The following is a 16,271-nucleotide window of genomic DNA, read 5'->3' as shown; positions in this document are numbered from 1 at the left end:
GTCTCAGGCCGGGGACGCCAAATCGTGCAGCAGGTTGACGAACGGCTCCGGCCGCGCGCCGAGATCGCCCGACAGGGGATTGTTCATGGATAACACCAGGATCAGGACCAAGGACAGCATGCTGGTCACGATGCCGGTCAGCATGAGCTGGACCCTTTGGTTTTCCGCGCCGAAGAACCAGAGGAAGGCGATGGTGAAAGCGGCGCCCACCCACAGCACGAATCTGAGCAGTTCGCTCAGATCGTCGTTCGCGGCGGAAATGCGCTCGTAGCGGGCTTCGGCCAGGTTTTCCAGCATGGATACGGTCGTATCGTAGAGCGCTTGGCCGCGCGGCTCGGTCGGGTCGATCGCCTTGCTGACCCGCCATAGCTGTTCCAGCGGCGCCCGTTTGATCCGCGCGCCCTGATGTTCGGCCAGCAAAGGCCATTCCTGCTCGATGACGGCGTTCGCGTAGCCGATCGCAGCGGTGTGCACGGCATGTCCGACTTTGTCGTTGTAGGCTTCCGCCACATTGACGAGGTCCATGAGGATGGCGGCTTCGTGCACGGTGGCGGAGGAAAGGTCGGCCAGCCGCTCCTCGCCCTGGCCGACCAGGATGCCCAGGATCAGGCTGAACAGAACGCCGAAATTGGTGTAGACCGCCGCCGCCACGTCGTTGTGGTTGCGCAGCTTGCGCTGGTCGACCCTGCGCTGGATCAGGCCGTGGATGCCCATGCTCGCCAGCCCGGCTAGAGCAGTGATCAGAATGATGCTGAGGATGGTCATGTCGGGTGATCCGGTCGATGTGTGCGGCGGACTTGGGCAAAGCCGCGCAATCATGCCATCAAGCGGACTCGGGAGATAGAGGCGAGCGAGGGATGGCCCGGCGTGGAGGCGTCCATGCCTCCGGGCAGGTGTAGGCAGCCCCGTCGGGGCGGGGCTGGGGAGACTGCGCTCGTTATGCGCTCAGGCAGGGTCCGTAGAGTTTGTCGACTTTGGGAATGTGGTTGACGAGCCAATCCCGGACGAAGCGCGTGGTGTCCTGGTTCACCTCGGCCTGGCCGGCATGGAACTTTTTCTGCAGATCGGCGCAGACACCGACGAGCTTGTCGTGCTCGGCCTTGTGCGCGGTGAAGTCGGCGTAGCCCTTCTTCTGCATCTCGGTTTCTTCCGCTTGGAAATGCATGACGACGTAATCGATCAGCGCGTCCAGTTGCTTGCCGATTTCGGCGCGATTGCCGGCGGCGGCGGTGTCATGCAGCTTGTTGACCATGTCGAAAATGGTCTTGTGCTGGTCGTCGGCAAAGCCCACGTTGGTGCCGTATTCTGCAGCGGTCCAGGTCATTAATGCCATGGATTCGTTCCTCCTCGTTTTAGTGTGTATGGTTCTGGACGCGGGCCTCGTGCGCCAGATGGGGGCGCCAGACCCAGAGGTTGACTATACGGATTCTGGCCATGGACAATTTGATCTGCATCAAAACTTTAACGATTCGGTCGCAAGGGGGCTCCGGCGCCGTGGGGTTTGCGGCGCCCGATCCCTGCTATGATCGCGGCGGAAAGCGGCGGCGGATGGAGCCGCCCATTGAGAATGGCGGGTGGCCGATGTTCGTACCGTTCTGGTGCCGTGTGGTTGTTGCTTTGAGTCTGGCCGGGCTGTCCTGGGGCGAGGCGGCGGCCGAGCCTTCCGGTTCGTCGGCGTGCGAACCCACGGTGCCCGGCGCCTCGATCCGGATTTTGCCGCGCGTTCCCCTGCCGGGGGAGCCGCTGAAGATGCTGGCTGTCTCCGCCGATGCGCCGATCCGGAGCCTCTCCGTGCGCGCGCCGGACGGAAACGAGTTGCCGCTGGAGGCCGAGAGCCGAGGCGGGCCGCCCTGGAGCTTGGCGGCGGAGATCGACCGGGCTGCGCGCGGAAACTATCGGGTGGAGGCGCGAGGGGCGGATGGAGCGCTCGCGTGCTTGGATTTGAGCGTGGGGAGTGGCGCGGCGGCCGGCGGGGCGGGGCGTTGGGACCGGGCCACCGAGGCCTTCTTTTCCGCCTGGATCGAAACGCTGTTCGACTATCCGCTCGATGAAAGCGTCAACCTCCCTTCGCTCAAGCCGGTGCTGACGGACCCCTCCCGCAATTTTCTGTACGACTATTTCGGCGCGGGCGAGGACCGCCATATCCCATCGGACCCCGATTGCGCGGACCTGCCGTATTACCTCCGCGCCTATTTCGCCTGGAAGGTCGGCTTACCCATGGCTTACCGCAGCTGCAGCCGCGGTTCGGCCAGCCAGCCGCCGCGCTGCGGGGCGGCGATCATCGCCGATGTGTTCGCGCGGGGACCGGTGGCGCCGGGCGTTTTCACAGGGGTGATCCGGAAGGTGATGGATACGGTGCACTCCGGCAGCGCCCGCACCGGCCTCCACGACAGCGCCACGGATTTCTACCCGGTGCCGCTCAAGCGGGAATACCTGTGGCCGGGTACGGTTTACGCCGACCCCTACGGCCATGTGCTCGTCATCGCCAAATGGGTCCCTCAATCTGCGAACCGGAACGGCATGCTGCTCGCCGTGGATGCTCAGCCCGACAACTCCATCAGCCGCAAGCGGTTCTGGGAGGGGACGTTTCTCTTCGCCGACGACGTGAGGGGCGCGGGTCCGGGCTTCAAGGCTTTCCGGCCGCTCGTGTCCGCCAGTGCGCCGGTTCGGATTCCCGGCAACGCGGCGTTGACGGCCTCGGCCCTGACCGCGCCGTTTTCGGACGAGCAGGGCGAGCTGTCGCCCGAGGACTTCTATGCCGACATGGGGCGGCTGATCAATCCCCAGGGGCTGGACCCGCTGCAGGCTTACGAGGCCATGTTCGAGGCCTTGATGGAACAGTTGGAGACGCGGGTGGCTTCGGTCGACAACGGTGAGGCCTATTTCCGGAAGCATGCGCGCGCCGTGATCGCCATGCCGTCCGGCAGCGCGGTCTTCGAGACCATCGGCCCCTGGGAGGACTATTCGACGCCTTCGCGGGACATGCGCTTGATCATCGCCCTCAACGTGATGTCGCAGCTCCCGGAACAAGTGGTGCGGCATCCGGAACTGTTCGTCCTGCACGGCCAGTCCCCGTCCGAGGTCAAGGCGCGGCTGGAGCGGCTGGATTCCGAACGCCTCCGCGACGCGCACATCGTCTACCACCGCAGCGACGGTAGCCCTTGGCAGCTTTCGCTTGCCGAGGTATTCGCCCGCCGGAAAGCCTTGGAAGTTGCGTATAATCCGAACGATTGCGCGGAGGTACGCTGGGGCGCCGAGCGCGGAACCGAAGAGTATTCCACCTGCACCCGGCATGCGCCGGCGGATCAGGTGGCGCGCATGGAGCAATACCGGCCCTGGTTCCGCGAGGCCAGGCGCCCGCCGCGCTGATGGGGCTTCTTTCGGCAGGCGGTCGCGGGAAAACAGGTCTGTCGGGAAACAAAGCTGGAAAGTCGGGAGGCATCGCTTGAATCAGGGAACCAGTCTGGGGGGCGCCATACGGCGGAGTGTGCGCCTTTGCGCTTTGGCCATTGGCGTCGCCGCCGCCGGTTGCGGCGGTGCGAAGAAGGTGCCAACTCAGCCGGTTCAGCCCGCCGGGCCGGTATCCTCGGCCGAAAAGCCCGCAGCGAAGGAACCGACGCTGACGGCGATCAAGCGCCGGATACTGTCGCTGGCGAACGCCGAATGGGAGTTTTTCGGCTCCCAGCGCGTCATCTACGACGGAGGCCAGGAGAGCATTCCGCATGTCGGCTATTGGGAGGACGAGGATGAGTCCCACATCCAGCGCGTCAGCTACTACTGGCAGGCCGTAAACAAGCCGGGCCTGTCCGGTCTCAACTGTTCGCAACCGTGGTCCGCGGCCTTCGTGAGCTGGGTGATGGAAATGGCTGGCGTGCCGGAAAGCCAGTTTCCTCCCGCCAGCGCCCACTGGGTTTATCTGAGCCAGATCATCCGCAAGTCCGACGGCAGGTATTCGGCCTTCGTGCCCCACTCGATCAAGGAGTACAGCCCCCGCCCCGGCGACCTGATCTGCGCCAGCCGCGAGCGCTACGGTCTGCCGAGCGTCACGCGGCCGCTGGAAACCTACATGCTGGAAGACACCAAGCTGCATTGCGACATCGTGGTCGAACGCAACGACGGTAGCGTGGATGCGATCGGCGGCAACGTGCGCAACTCGGTTTCGCGCAGCACCGTTGCCCTGAACAAGGACGGTCTGCTGCAGCCCACGCGGCAGCGTCCGTGGTTTCTGGTCCTGGAAAACCGGTTATGACCCGTCCGGCATCGCGCCGGAGGGCCTTCCCTCGTTTGAATCACAAGGAATAAAGCCATGCAGTCGCCGGATTCGGGCGTACCCGAGTTGAAGCGCGCCCTGGGCTGGGCCAGCGCGGGCGCCATCGTGGCGGGTTCCGTGATCGGCACCGCCATCTTCCTGGTGCCTTCGACCATTGCCCGCGAACTCGACTCGGTGGGCTGGTCGTTTTTCGTCTGGGTGTTCGGCGGCCTGCTGTCGCTGGCCGGCGCGCTCAGCTATGCGGAATTGGGCGCGGCCTTCCCCGAGGCCGGAGGCGAATACGCCTTCCTTCGCCGGGCCTATGGGCCGCTCTGGGGTTTCCTGTTCGGATGGCAGCAGGTCGTGATCGGAAAGACCGGCTCCATCGCCACGATCGCGACCGGCTTCGCCCTATTCCTCGGCTTTTTCGTCGGCGGTTTGCAGGAGGAATGGCTGCGGTTGCCGCGGGGCGAGGGCGGTTGGGGAATCACGGGGCTGCAGATCGTCGCGATGACTGCCGTCGCGCTGTTCTCCGCAATCAACTGTTTCGGCGTCGGCACGGGCGGTGCGGTGCAGAGCTTCCTGACCGTCCTGAAAGTGGCGGCCATCGTCGCCTTGGCCGCGCTGGTGTTCGGTGTTGGAAAGGGCTCGTGGGAGCATTTTCGGCCCGTGCCGGCAAGTCCCTCCGGCGCCGCATGGGGCCTGGGCGGCTTCGCCGCCGCGCTGGCCGCGGTGCTGTGGGCCTACGACGGCTGGAACAACCTGACCCTGGTGGGCTCGGAAATCCGCGATCCGGAACACACCATCCCCAAGGTGTTCCTGTTGGGACTGGTGGGCGTGATGGGTGTCTACCTGCTGGCCAATCTGGCCTATTTCTATGCCTTGCCGCTGGCTGCGGTGAAGGATTCCCAGCGGGTAGCGCAGGACGTGGCGCAGATCGTCTTCGGCGATCGGGGGAGCGCCGCGATCACCGCCGCGGCCGTGGTGTCGACCCTGGCGGCCCTCAACGGCTCCATTCTGTCGGGCGCCCGGGTTTCCTACGCCATGGCGCGGGACGGACTTTTCTTCAGCCCGCTGGCCAGACTCAATCCGACCCATCGCACGCCCGTCAATGCACTGGTGATCCAGGCGCTGTTCGCCTGTTTCCTGATCCTCCTTTTCGGCCAGGACCGCGCCGGCTTCGACCGGCTGTTCAACTATGCGATCTTCGGCTTGTGGGCGTTCTACGGCATCACCGCGCTCGCCGTCATCGTGCTGCGGCGCAAGTCGCCCGACGTTCCCCGACCCTATCACACCGCGGGTTATCCCTGGGTGCCGATGGTGTTCACCGGCGTCGCCGGTTTGTTCTGCATCAGCATGATTTTCCACAACCCCGGCGAAACCGGCATCGGCCTGGCCTTCCTGCTGCTGGGCATTCCTTTCTACCTCTACTGGCGCGCGAAAGGCCAAGACGAAGAATGAGCGAAACCGTATACGCCTACACCGACGGCGCCTGCCGCGGCAATCCCGGCCCCGGCGGCTGGGGCGTGCTGCTTCGCTACGGCGACAAAACCCGCGAACTGTACGGAGGCGAGCCCCAGACCACCAACAACCGGATGGAGCTCATGGCCGCCATCCAGGCACTGGAAACGCTCAGCCGGCCCTGCGCGGTGAAGATCATCACCGACTCGCAATACGTGAAGAAGGGCATCACCGAATGGGTCGCCCAGTGGGAGAAGCGCGGTTGGAAGACCGCCGCGCGCACCCCGGTCAAGAACGTCGATTTATGGCGGCGGCTGATCCAGGCGGAGCAGCGCCACCAAGTGAGCTGGGGCTGGATCAAGGGACATGCCGGGCATCCGGAAAACGAAGCCGCGGACCGCCTCGCCAACCGCGGCATCGACGAACTGCTGCAATCGAACACGAACCCCGCTTGAGAGGCAGACCATGCGCCAAATCGTACTGGACACCGAAACCACCGGCCTCGATCCCAAGGCCGGTCACCGCATCATCGAAATCGGCTGCGTGGAGCTGCTCAACCGGCGGATCACCCAGAATCGATTTCACGTCTACATCAACCCCGAACGGGACATCGACGCCGGGGCGATCGAAGTGCACGGCCTGACCAACGAATTCCTGGCCGGCAAGCCCGTATTCAAGAGCATCGCTGACGATTTCCTGAACTTCGTCGGCGGCGCCGAACTCATCATCCACAATGCCGCCTTCGACGTCGGCTTCCTCGACCACGAGCTTTCGCTCCTGGGCGACAACCGGGGCCGGATCGCCGACTACTGCGGCATCTGCGACACCCTGGCGATGGCGCGCAAGAACCATCCCGGCCAGCGCAACAGCCTCGACGCCTTGTGCAAGCGCTACAACGTCGACAACAGTCGCCGGGAACTGCATGGCGCCTTGTTGGACGCCGAAATCCTCGCCGACGTCTATCTGGCGATGACGGGCGGCCAGATCGCCATGCTGCTGGAGGCCGACGGCGAAGCCGGCGGAGTTCAGCTCGAACGGGAGCAGGCTGCGCCGAGATCGGTCAATACCAGCCGTCCGCCGCTGCGGGTCATCCGCAGCACGCCCGAAGAGGCCGAAGCCCATGCCGCCCGCCTGGAAGCCATCGCCAAGGCGAGCTCCGGCAACTGCCTGTGGTCCCGCTAGCGTGAGGCCCCTGCATCGGGTATCCTACGCCGCCTGATCGGAGTGGCGGCTCAGGCCCGCGGATTCCGATTCTCGTCTCTCAGGAAGCGTGGCCGAGTGGTTGAAGGCACCGGTCTTGAAAACCGGCAACGGGAAACCGTTCGTGAGTTCGAATCTCACCGCTTCCGCCAATTGAACTCCCTACGAATTCCAGCAAACCCGTGAGCAACAAGGCTTGGCGGGTTTTTTGTCGTCCAGGATCGGGCGCCGGTAGACAGACGCCTGACGAGCGACAAATAGGGCGTCCAACGCTCCGCGCGAAAAGCTGGGCAAGGACTGGAAGCAGTGTGAGGCGGGGCGTTGGGAAAACTGATCCGGGATCGCTCAATGTTCCCGTCGTCGTCGGCCACGATGATGCTGCATGATGAGGCGTGGGGGAGTGCCCGAGGTGAGCAGGCCGCGGGTGCCGATCCTTCGCTAGAATTCGGACACCCAGCTCTCCCTTTCCAATTGCCTTTGCCAGATCCGGCTGGGAGGTTGAATCAGCAGGTTCCAGGTCCGCTGGTTGTTCCGATAGGGCGCCGGGGGGGACCGATTTGAAGACCGCCGGCGTCAGCAAGGCCAGCAGAATCCATCGGGATCGCGGACCGATTGGTAACGGATGGTTGTGATGCCGGCATGTCGCGCCTGCTCGGCAAGGGCCTGGGTCGCCGAATCGTCGGATGGGTGCGTCCAGGCAGCCCGGTCGGACGACAGCGGCGGGCGGGACAGGTCGATGGCCTTGTCGGCCGCGGCGGCGAATTCGAACAGGGTCAGCTCGACGGTGGCGGAGCGGCCCGAGAGTCCTTCGCTGTCCAGACGGAGCTTGTGGCTGAACTGGGAATCGATCGGCGTATCTCGCAATGGGTGTTGTCAACCGACTGCCGTTGCTCCCATCCGCCCCTCGTCCACGAACTTTTCCGTGGCATCGTCCAGGGCGCGGCTCTGGCGGCCCCGGCTTCGGTGAACGTAGAGCGTTTTTGCCTCGATTTTGCGTTCCGTCGGTGAAGGCGGCAGAGCCATCTGGTACTTGACCGGCTGGCTGTGGTCCGACAGTTGCAATGCCGGGTTGAACACGCTGTTGAACTTCCACAGGCTCCGGAGGAAATTGGTCTGCCCGCGCAGCAAATGGCCGCCGAGGATTTTCAGGGTGTCGCGTGCCGCGGCCCAGCCCATGTGCTTCTTGTAGAGCACTTGCTGGGTTTTCACCAGTTCGCCGTAGAACTCGCGCAGGGGAAGCCTAGTGGGGAGGACGGCGTGCTGGATGTCGAACAGGCGGTAATCACGGGTGGTGAGCTGGCGCGATTCGGTGTGCCAGCTTTCCGTGCCGGGGTAGGGCGTGTTGACGCTGATGTTGACGATCTCCGGGATTTCCATGCACCACTGGCGGATCACCTCGAAGCGCTCTTTGTCCCAGTCGGGGTCGGCGATGAGGTTGATGGCCACCGTGATCCCCAGGGAGCGGGCGAATTCCAGTGCCTCGAAGTTCTTGCCGAGGCTGACGCGCTTCCGGAATTTCTGCAGACCTTCGGCATCGATGGACTCGACGCCCAGGAACATGTATTCCATGCCCAGCGTCTTCCAAAGCTTGAACACTTCCTTGTTGCGCAGCAGCACGTCGCCGCGGGTCTCCAGGTAGTACTGCTTTTTGATGCCTTCGCGGGCGATGGCTTCACCGATCGCCATGCCGTGGTGGGCCTGGATGAAGGCGACGTCGTCGACGATGAAGACGCCGGGTTCCTTGATGCGGCGGAGATCTTCCATGATGCGCTCGGTGCTCATCACGCGGTAGCTACGCCCGTAGAAGGTCCAGGCGCTGCAGAAGCTGCAGTCCCAGGGGCAGCCGCGACTGAACTCGATGGAGGCGCAAGGGTCCAGGGTGCCGAGGAAATAGTTGCGGCGGTGCTTCAGCAGGTCGCGGGCCGGGAGGTGCTCGTCCAGGCTTTCGGTGAAGGCGGGCGGCGGGCCTTCGCCCTGCAGGCTGACCACGCCCGGAACCTCGTCGATATTGCCGCCGCGGGCGACGGCCTCCAACAGCTTGGGCGCGCCTGCTTCGCCCTCGCCCCGTAGCACGCAGTCGAGCAGGCCCTCGCCGTGTTCCAGCAAGTCCTTGGCAATGAAGGAGGCGCTGTGGCCGCCGACGAAGGTGAAACACTTCGGCAACCGGGTCTTGGCAGCCTTGGCCAAGTCGACGATTTCCGGAACGTTGGCGAGGTAGTTGAGGGAAAAACAGACGACGTCCGGGTTCCAGGCGTCCAGTTCGCGCAGGAAATCGGCATGGGACTCCACCTGCAGGTCCATCAGCCGGATGTCGTGTCCGGCGCGCCTCAAGGAGGCCGCCACCAGTTCCAGGCCCAGGGGTTCCAGGCGCAGGAAAACCTTGGTGTACATGAGAGGGCTGGGGTGGACGCAGAAGACCTTCATGGGATTCGGCTCCTTCCTTTTCTGGGACTCATCGAACCGGACGCCGCCTGACGGGGAACATCACGGCGGGTAGCCGAATCGTCTCACATGACTCGGATTCTGGCTACCTGAGCGGTAAGCCGGCAAGCCCTGAGAAGCCCTTTGCGATCGGTATGGACGGCTTATCGTGCGGCTTGGCTGTCGTCGAGCGACTCCGGAAGCTCCCTATGCCGGACCAGTAGATGGTAGCGGTCGCTGTCCAGCCGGCTGGCCAGCGCTTCGACCAGATACACGGAGCGGTGCTGGCCGCCGGTGCAGCCGATCGCGACGTTGAGATAGCTGCGGTTCTCCGCCAGGAAGCAGGGTATCCAGCGTTCCAGAAATGCCGTGAGGTGGTCCAGGTAGTCGTGAACGTCGGCGCTTTCCGACAGAAATGCGACGACTTCCGGATCTTTGCCGGTCTTGGGCCGCAGGCTGGCCGTCCAGTGCGGATTGGGCAGGCAGCGGGCGTCGAAGACGAAATCGGTATCCATCGGAACGCCGTGTTTGAAGCCGAAGGACTGGAGACAGAGCGACATGAGGCGGCCGCTCGGGATGCCTACGCGCTGGCGGACCAGTTCGCGCAGTTGGTGGATGGTGGTATACGTGGTGTCGATATTGAGGTCGGCCCGGCTCAGCACCGGTTCCAGCACGCGTCGTTCCAGCTCGATGGCCTCGGCCAGCGGAACCGAGGCGTCGGTGAGCGGATGCTTGCGGCGGGTTTCGCTGAAGCGCTTCAGCAGGGTTTCCGGCTCGGCCTGGAGAAACAGGATTCTGCAATCGACGCCCAGCCGCCGGGCCGTGTCCACGATGTCCGGGAAGCCGGTCAGATGTGCACTCTGGTTTCGGGCGTCGATCCCGATGGCGATTTTTTCGAACGCGCTCGACTGGGAGGCGATGGCCTGCTGGAGGAAAGGCTCGATCAGAGGCGCGGGCAGATTGTCGATGCAGTAATAGCCGCAGTCCTCCAGCGTGTCCAGGGCGATGCTTTTGCCCGAGCCCGAGAAACCGCTGACGATGATGAGCTGCATCTTGAGACTACCCGGTGTTGTTGCCGTGGTCATGCCATCGCAGACGGTATCACCCGGCGGTGACGGTCCGGTTACGGGCGGCCGTGATCGTTGAGTTTTTCCTTGTGTTTGATGATCTGCCGGTCCAGCTTGTCGACCAGGCCGTCGATGGCGGCGTACAGGTCTTCCTGGACGTCCTCGGCGAACAGGTTCGCACCCGTCACCTGTACCGTGGCCTCGGCCTTTTGCAGCAGTTTTTCGACCGACAGGATGACGTGGACGTCGAACAGCTGGTCGAAATGGCGTTGCAGTTTCTGGAACTTTTCGGTCGTGTAATTTTTCAGGGCGTCGGTGACGTCGATGTGATGTCCGCTGATGTTGAGCTGCATGAGGTTCTCCAGGGGGTAACGGCGTAAGGTTTAGAACAACTGTTTTCTTTCGTTGGAAGGCGGAATGCCCATCGCTTCGCGGTATTTGGCGATGGTTCGCCGCGCGACGTTGATGCCCTTGTCTTTCAGCATGCCGGCGATGGCATGGTCGCTCAGCGGCTTGGTGGCCTCTTCCTTGCTCACGATTTCCCTAAGGAACGCCTTGATCGCGGTGGCCGAGCATTCTCCGCCGGAATCCGTGGAAACGTGGCTCGAAAAGAAATACTTGAATTCGTAGATGCCGTTGGGCGTATGCATGTACTTCTGGGTGGTGACCCGTGAGATCGTGGACTCGTGCATGGAGACTTCCTCGGCGATGTCGCGCAGCACCAGCGGTTTCATGGCGGTTTCGCCCACGTCGAGAAATTCGCGTTGGCGGTCCACGATGGCGCGCGCCACTTTGAGCAGGGTTTCGTTGCGGCTCTGCAGGCTCTTGATGAACCAGCGCGCTTCCTGCAGGTGATTCCGCATGGTGACGTTGTCCGGACTGCTGTCCGCCCGTCGGATCAGGCCGCTGTAATAGGGGTTGACGCGCAGCTTGGGGGCGATTTCGGGATTGAGCGCGACGGCCCATTCGGCGCCCTGCCGATAGACGAAAACGTCCGGAATGATGTACTGGTAGTCGTCGAGTTCGATCGAGCGACCCGGTTTCGGGTCCAGGGACCTGACGAGGCGGATCGTTTCCGCGAGGTCATCGTCGTCCAGTTCCAGGGCTTTCTTGAGCCGGACCAGGTCCTTCTTTGCGAGCAGGTCGACGTGATGGCAGACCAGTTCGATGGCTTGGGCTCGGTAGGGCGTGTTCTCAGGCATCTGCTGCAACTGGATGCGCAGGCAGTCGGCCGGATTTTCGGCCGCGATGCCGGGCGGATCGAAGTTTTGTATGCGATGCAGCACCGCTTGGACTTCGTCCTTTTCGAGATTTTCGAGCTGCGAACTTAGCCCTTGGTGTATGCCTTCCAGATTGGTGTCCAGATAGCCGTCGTCGTCGATTGCATCGATGATGGCGGTCGCAATGGCATGATCCCGCTCAGTGAAGGGCGTGAGTTCCATCTGCCAGCGCAGATACTCCTGGAGGCTTTGCCCCTTGCCGCGTTGCCCGAGGAAATCCTCGTTTTCCGGCTCCGCCGCGCCGCTCGGCGCATAGCTGTGCACCCCGTCGAAGACGTCCTCCCAGGAGGAGTCGACCGGCAGCTCGTCGGGGATCGTGGTTTGGGCGTCGAGGTCGGGAAGCTCGGCGTAGCTGGGTTCGGTGTGGGTGATAGGTATCTCGTCGGCGCCGGCGTCGCGGATATGCTGCTCTTCCTCATCGGTGACTTCCAGCATCATGTTGGAATCCAGCGCCTGCTGGATTTCTTGCTGCAGTTCGAGGGTGGACATCTGCAACAGCTTGATGGCCTGTTGCAGCTGGGGGGTCATGGCCAGTTGCTGCCCCAGCCGAAGTTGCAGTGATTGTTTCATGATCGGTCTAGCGTGCCGTCTTCCAATATGGTGCGATAATTGCTTGTATTTTAACGCGAAGCAGGCGCAACGATAAGGCCGTTTCGCTCAAAGCGAGAAATTGTCTCCCAAATAGACCTGACGGACCTCGCGATTGTTCACGATTTCGGTCGCGTTTCCTTCCGCGATGACTCGCCCCGCGGCGAGGATATAGGCGCGGTCGCAAATCCCCAAGGTTTCGCGCACGTTGTGTTCGGTGATCAGGATTCCGATTCCGCGGTTTTTCAGGTGTTCGATGATATTGCGGATGTCGATGATGCTGATCGGGTCGACGCCGGCGAAGGGTTCGTCCAGAAGCATGAAGCGAGGCTCGCAGGCCAGGGCGCGGGCAATCTCCACACGCCGCCGTTCACCGCCGGACAGGCCGACGGCCCGCTGGTCCCGCAAGTGGGAAATGCTGAACTCGTCGAGTAATTCTTCGATGATCAATTCCTGTTGCCCGCGCGTCAGGTCCGGGCGGAACTCCAGCACCGCCCGCAGATTGTCGGCAACCGTCAGCTTGCGAAAAATCGACGGCTCCTGAGGAAGGTATCCCAGGCCCAGTCTCGCCCTCGCATGCATCGGCATGTGGGTGATGGGACGCTGATCGATTGAGATGGTTCCATGGTCCGGGCGTATCAGTCCGACGATCATGTAGAAGCTGGTCGTCTTGCCGGCGCCATTGGGGCCGAGCAGGCCGACGATTTCTCCGGTATTGATCGACAGATTGACGTTGTCGACGACGGTGCGCCGGTGATAGCGCTTGCCGAGATTTTCCGCGCAAAGTGTGGTCATCGGCTTACTTCGGGCTCTTGGTTTCCGCCTTGGGCGCCAGCTTGACGTGCACGCGCGATTTGTTCGACTGCGGATCGCCCGCCTTCACGAAATTCTTGCGGCTGTCGTATTCGATCCGGTCGCTCTCGGTAGAATCGCCGCCTTGCCAGACCACAGCCTTGTCGTAAAGGATGAGAATGCCGGTTTCGGGGAAATATTCGGCGCGCTGGCCCGTGCCGTGAATGTCCTCTTTGCCGCCATCCGGCGTCTGCTTCAGGCGGACCGGATTTGCCGTGGCCACGACTTTTTCGGTTTTCCCACCTTTCTGGTAGACGATCATCTTGTCCGAGTCCACGATCAGGCTGCCCTGGGTCGAGCGCACGTGGCCGATGTAAATGGTTTGCCCGGTGGCCTCGTCGTAGGTGGCGGTGTCGGCCTCGATGTAGATCGGCTGCTTGGCGTCGCTGGACAGTCCGAACGTCAAGCCCGGCCAGAGGCAGAACAGGGCGAGGAAGCCTAGCGTTCTCGTTCTAGCGCACGTCATGTTTTCTGCGGACATTGGAAAGGATGGTGATTTTGAGTTGATCGCCGAAATGAACCTGGGCGCCGTCGCCTGACAGGAAGTCCGGATCGCTGAAGACTTCGACATGGTCGGCCGTCTCCGCATAGTCCCGGCTGGGATCGACCAGGGCGTTGCTCGTTATCACCCGGATCGCCCGGCCATTCCGGTCCGTGTCCCGCTGGATCAGTACCGCGCCTTCCAAGGCGATGGTCCCATCCGGGCGGATGGTGCCATGTTCGGAAGAAATGACCCAGGGAGGATTGTCCTCTTTCGAAAACATGGTGTACACCGGCATCGTCAGATCGGTGTGGTCATCGTCGATGTAGTGTGTGAGTACCGGTGCCACCAGCAAGTTCTTGGCCTTGCCGCCCTCGTCCAGAGCGGTCCGCCGGATGTCGAGGGAGAAGTAGTCGACAGTGCCGTGTTCGGCAGTCGCACCGGCATCTTCCGTGGGCTTGATCCGCTGCGCGTACCACGTGCTGCCCAGCGCCGCTACGGCGAGCATGGCGATCGCGACGATTTGCTGGCGCGTCAGGGTGATCAGAGGAACCTCGCTATCGCCGCATCGAGCGTACCTTGGGCGTGCATGATCAGATCGCAGACTTCACGGGCGGCGCCGGCGCCTCCGGCTCGGCTGGTCAGCCAATGCGCCTGTTCGGCGGCGCAGGGATGGGCGTCGGCTACCGCCACCGCGAGGCCTGCGCGTCTGAACAGGGGGACATCCGGCAGGTCGTCGCCGACATGGGCAATTTGAGCGTCGCACAGGCCGAGTTCGGTCTTGAGCCGGCCGAAGGCCTCGAGCTTGTCATCGAAGCCCTGAAAACAGTGCTTCACGCCAAGGCTTTCCATGCGGCGCTGCACGATCTCCGACTGGCGGCCGGAAATCACTGCGACCTTGACGCCGCTTTCGTGCAGCAGCTTGATGCCGAGGCCGTCCTGGGTATGGAAACCCTTGTATTCGCGGCCTTGGATGTCGAAGAACAAGGTGCCATCGGTCAGCACGCCATCGACGTCGAAGATCGCCAGGCGAATGGCCGCGGCCCGATTCAGGATGTCCTGGCTTGCCCCGAATGGGGGTTTCATGAGCAGCGCCGAGTAGGGCAGGGGTAGGCGCGCGATCCTCTCACAAGACCCCCGCGAGCAGGAGATCATGCATGTTGATCGCTCCGACCAGCCGTCCGTCCTCCACCACCGGGAGGGCGTTGATCCGCTTCTCTTCCATGATCCTGACGGCTTCGGCGGCGAGCAGGCGACTTTCGATGGTGACACAAGGCCGGGTCATGACGGCCGCGATGGGGGTGGCATGGATGTCCTGGGCTTTTTCCAGCAGGCGGCGCAGATCGCCGTCGGTGAAGACCCCCTGAACTTTGCCCGAGGCGTCGACGATCGCCGTCATGCCGAGTTTCTTCGCCGTCATTTCCAGCAGCGCATCCCGAACGCGGGCTTCCAGGCCGACGAAGGGCATGGCGTCGCCCGTATGCATGATGTCGCGGACAAAGGTCAGTAGGCGTCTGCCGAGGCTGCCGCCGGGATGGGAAAACGCAAAATCTTCCCGCGTGAATCCGCGCGCCTCGAGCAGCGCGACCGCCAAGGCATCTCCCATGGCCAAGGTGGCCGTGGTGCTCGAGGTCGGCGCCAGCCCCAGCGGACAGGCCTCCTCCCGGACGCCGGTGTTGAGGTGGATGTTGGACTGGCGGGAGAGCGTGGAAAGGCTGTTGCCGGTCATGGCGATGAGCGGAGTCCCGAGTCGTTTGATCAGTGGCAGTATGGTCAGAAGTTCTGCGGTTTCACCGGAATTGGACAGCGCCAGCACGACATCGTTGCGGGTGATCATGCCCAGGTCGCCATGACAGGCTTCGCCGGGATTGACGAAGAATGCCGGAGTGCCGGTGCTGGCGAGCGTCGACGCGATTTTTCTGCCTATGTGGCCGGATTTGCCCATGCCGGTCACGACGACGCGGCCGCGGCAGTCAAGAATCAGCCGGCAACCAGCGGCGAAGTTCGCGTCGATGCGGTCGGCCAGGGCGCTTATCGCTGCGGCCTCGGTCTTGATCACGTTGACGCCGAGCGCACAGAGCGTGCGATCGTCAAAGGTCGGATGCTGTGGGTTCCCCATCGTCGTGATATCTGCTGCGTGCATCAGGAATTATGCCATATCCTGCAGGGTGTGCCGTTTGCGGGCCGGGTCCGGGGGGTGCAATTCCGCCTCCCCGACGTCATAGACGTCATAAAGGATTTCCTCGGAAGTTGCTCTGAGCTGTGAGTCTTGTTTATCATGAGGCCGCAATATCCCAACGAAGCTCTTGCAGGAGGGTGACTGATGCAAGTGAACGGCAAGATAACGCAGGGCGTTCTATCGCTCGTGCTGGCGGCCAGCTGTCATTTTGTTCAAGCCAAACCGCTTCATGAGAAGCATGAAAAGAAAGACCGTAGCGTAGGCTTTGCGTCCTACTATAGCGATCGGTTTCATGGGCGACGGACCGCAAGTGGCGAACGCTACAACCGCGATGCGCTGACTGCGGTGCACAATTCCTTCCCTTTCGGTACCCTCCTGAGGGTAACGAATCTCAAAAACCAGCGCAGTGTGCTGGTTCGTGTCAATGATCGGTCATCGCGCCGTCATGGGCGGCTTCTCGATCTTTCAAAGCGTGCCGCGAGAGAATTGGGTT

18 protein-coding genes and 1 tRNA gene (1 of these 19 running past the window's edge) are annotated in these 16,271 nt (G+C 62.8%); 7 read left to right on the top strand and 12 right to left on the bottom strand.

The features are described 5' to 3' along the window. Nucleotides 1–3: 3 nt before the first annotated feature. Nucleotides 4–765 carry a bestrophin-like domain gene (locus GNH96_RS14370; protein ID WP_169604278.1) on the bottom strand — a complete coding sequence of 254 codons (762 nt, stop codon included), beginning with the start codon at nucleotides 763–765 and terminating at the stop codon, nucleotides 4–6. Nucleotides 766–937: 172 nt separating this feature from the next. Beyond that, entirely contained in the window at nucleotides 938–1,333 is a 396-nt protein-coding gene (locus GNH96_RS14365; protein ID WP_169604277.1) for a bacteriohemerythrin, read from the bottom strand. 248 nt (nucleotides 1,334–1,581) lie between these two features. Here GNH96_RS14365 and GNH96_RS14360 point away from each other — a divergent pair, with 248 nt between their 5' ends. The 6 genes from GNH96_RS14360 to GNH96_RS14335 all read left to right on the top strand — a co-directional run bounded on the left by GNH96_RS14360 (nucleotide 1,582) and on the right by GNH96_RS14335 (nucleotide 7,062). Then, entirely contained in the window at nucleotides 1,582–3,369 is a 1,788-nt protein-coding gene (locus GNH96_RS14360; protein WP_169604276.1) for a hypothetical protein, read from the top strand. Between the two features lie 76 nt (nucleotides 3,370–3,445). After that, nucleotides 3,446–4,249 (top strand): DUF2272 domain-containing protein, encoded by an 804-nt coding sequence (locus GNH96_RS14355; RefSeq protein WP_228719886.1) that lies wholly within the window; start codon nucleotides 3,446–3,448, stop codon nucleotides 4,247–4,249. A gap of 57 nt (nucleotides 4,250–4,306) precedes the next feature. Next, entirely contained in the window at nucleotides 4,307–5,710 is a 1,404-nt protein-coding gene (locus GNH96_RS14350; RefSeq protein WP_169604275.1) for an APC family permease, read from the top strand. After that, nucleotides 5,707–6,165 (top strand): ribonuclease HI, encoded by a 459-nt coding sequence (gene rnhA, locus GNH96_RS14345; RefSeq protein WP_169604274.1) that lies wholly within the window; start codon nucleotides 5,707–5,709, stop codon nucleotides 6,163–6,165. Before GNH96_RS14350 ends, rnhA begins: the two co-directional genes overlap by 4 nt. Nucleotides 6,166–6,175: 10 nt before the next feature. Then, nucleotides 6,176–6,892, top strand: coding sequence for a DNA polymerase III subunit epsilon (gene dnaQ / locus GNH96_RS14340; protein WP_169604273.1), 717 nt, complete (start codon nucleotides 6,176–6,178; stop codon nucleotides 6,890–6,892). An 82-nt stretch (nucleotides 6,893–6,974) separates the two neighbouring features. After that, nucleotides 6,975–7,062: transfer RNA gene (locus GNH96_RS14335), tRNA-Ser, on the top strand. A gap of 421 nt (nucleotides 7,063–7,483) precedes the next feature. Here the strand turns inward: GNH96_RS14335 and GNH96_RS14330 are convergent. From GNH96_RS14330 to GNH96_RS14285, 10 genes are all read right to left on the bottom strand, one after another. Beyond that, nucleotides 7,484–7,774, bottom strand: a complete 291-nt coding sequence (locus GNH96_RS14330) for an RES family NAD+ phosphorylase (RefSeq protein ID WP_169604272.1) — start codon at nucleotides 7,772–7,774, stop codon at nucleotides 7,484–7,486. A 9-nt stretch (nucleotides 7,775–7,783) separates the two neighbouring features. After that, nucleotides 7,784–9,334 carry a hopanoid C-3 methylase HpnR gene (gene hpnR, locus GNH96_RS14325; RefSeq protein WP_169604271.1) on the bottom strand — a complete coding sequence of 517 codons (1,551 nt, stop codon included), beginning with the start codon at nucleotides 9,332–9,334 and terminating at the stop codon, nucleotides 7,784–7,786. 161 nt (nucleotides 9,335–9,495) lie between these two features. Then, nucleotides 9,496–10,383 (bottom strand): RNase adapter RapZ, encoded by an 888-nt coding sequence (gene rapZ / locus GNH96_RS14320; RefSeq protein ID WP_169604270.1) that lies wholly within the window; start codon nucleotides 10,381–10,383, stop codon nucleotides 9,496–9,498. A 71-nt stretch (nucleotides 10,384–10,454) separates the two neighbouring features. Beyond that, entirely contained in the window at nucleotides 10,455–10,751 is a 297-nt protein-coding gene (hpf, locus tag GNH96_RS14315; RefSeq protein ID WP_169604269.1) for a ribosome hibernation-promoting factor, HPF/YfiA family, read from the bottom strand. A 30-nt stretch (nucleotides 10,752–10,781) separates the two neighbouring features. After that, the gene (locus GNH96_RS14310; RefSeq protein WP_169604268.1) at nucleotides 10,782–12,248 is read right to left on the bottom strand and encodes an RNA polymerase factor sigma-54; all 1,467 of its coding nucleotides are present in this window, start codon (nucleotides 12,246–12,248) and stop codon (nucleotides 10,782–10,784) included. A gap of 87 nt (nucleotides 12,249–12,335) precedes the next feature. After that, on the bottom strand, nucleotides 12,336–13,061 hold the full coding sequence (gene lptB / locus GNH96_RS14305; protein WP_169604267.1) for an LPS export ABC transporter ATP-binding protein: 726 nt from the start codon (nucleotides 13,059–13,061) through the stop codon (nucleotides 12,336–12,338). A gap of 4 nt (nucleotides 13,062–13,065) precedes the next feature. Further along, the gene (gene lptA, locus GNH96_RS14300; RefSeq protein ID WP_228719885.1) at nucleotides 13,066–13,584 is read right to left on the bottom strand and encodes a lipopolysaccharide transport periplasmic protein LptA; all 519 of its coding nucleotides are present in this window, start codon (nucleotides 13,582–13,584) and stop codon (nucleotides 13,066–13,068) included. Then, on the bottom strand, nucleotides 13,571–14,107 hold the full coding sequence (gene lptC, locus GNH96_RS14295; RefSeq protein ID WP_169604265.1) for an LPS export ABC transporter periplasmic protein LptC: 537 nt from the start codon (nucleotides 14,105–14,107) through the stop codon (nucleotides 13,571–13,573). Before lptC ends, lptA begins: the two co-directional genes overlap by 14 nt. A 35-nt stretch (nucleotides 14,108–14,142) precedes the next feature. Continuing rightward, entirely contained in the window at nucleotides 14,143–14,685 is a 543-nt protein-coding gene (locus tag GNH96_RS14290; RefSeq protein ID WP_169604264.1) for a KdsC family phosphatase, read from the bottom strand. 40 nt (nucleotides 14,686–14,725) lie between these two features. Next, a complete protein-coding gene (locus tag GNH96_RS14285; RefSeq protein WP_169604263.1) occupies nucleotides 14,726–15,718 on the bottom strand; it encodes a KpsF/GutQ family sugar-phosphate isomerase in 993 nt (330 codons plus the stop codon). Nucleotides 15,719–15,922: 204 nt separating this feature from the next. On the opposite strand from GNH96_RS14285, the gene GNH96_RS14280 reads away from it, so the two are divergent. Continuing rightward, on the top strand, nucleotides 15,923–16,271 hold the 5' portion of the coding sequence (locus GNH96_RS14280; RefSeq protein WP_169604262.1) for a septal ring lytic transglycosylase RlpA family protein. Its footprint extends 59 nt past the window's final position; 349 of the gene's 408 nt are visible here — the first part of the coding sequence; it begins with the start codon at nucleotides 15,923–15,925; its stop codon lies off the right edge, out of view.

The organism is Methylococcus geothermalis, assembly GCF_012769535.1.
In the GTDB taxonomy this organism is placed as follows: domain Bacteria; phylum Pseudomonadota; class Gammaproteobacteria; order Methylococcales; family Methylococcaceae; genus Methylococcus; species Methylococcus geothermalis.
Note: the sequence above shows the minus strand (reverse complement) of the source record. Positions and strands in the feature narration are given on the sequence as shown.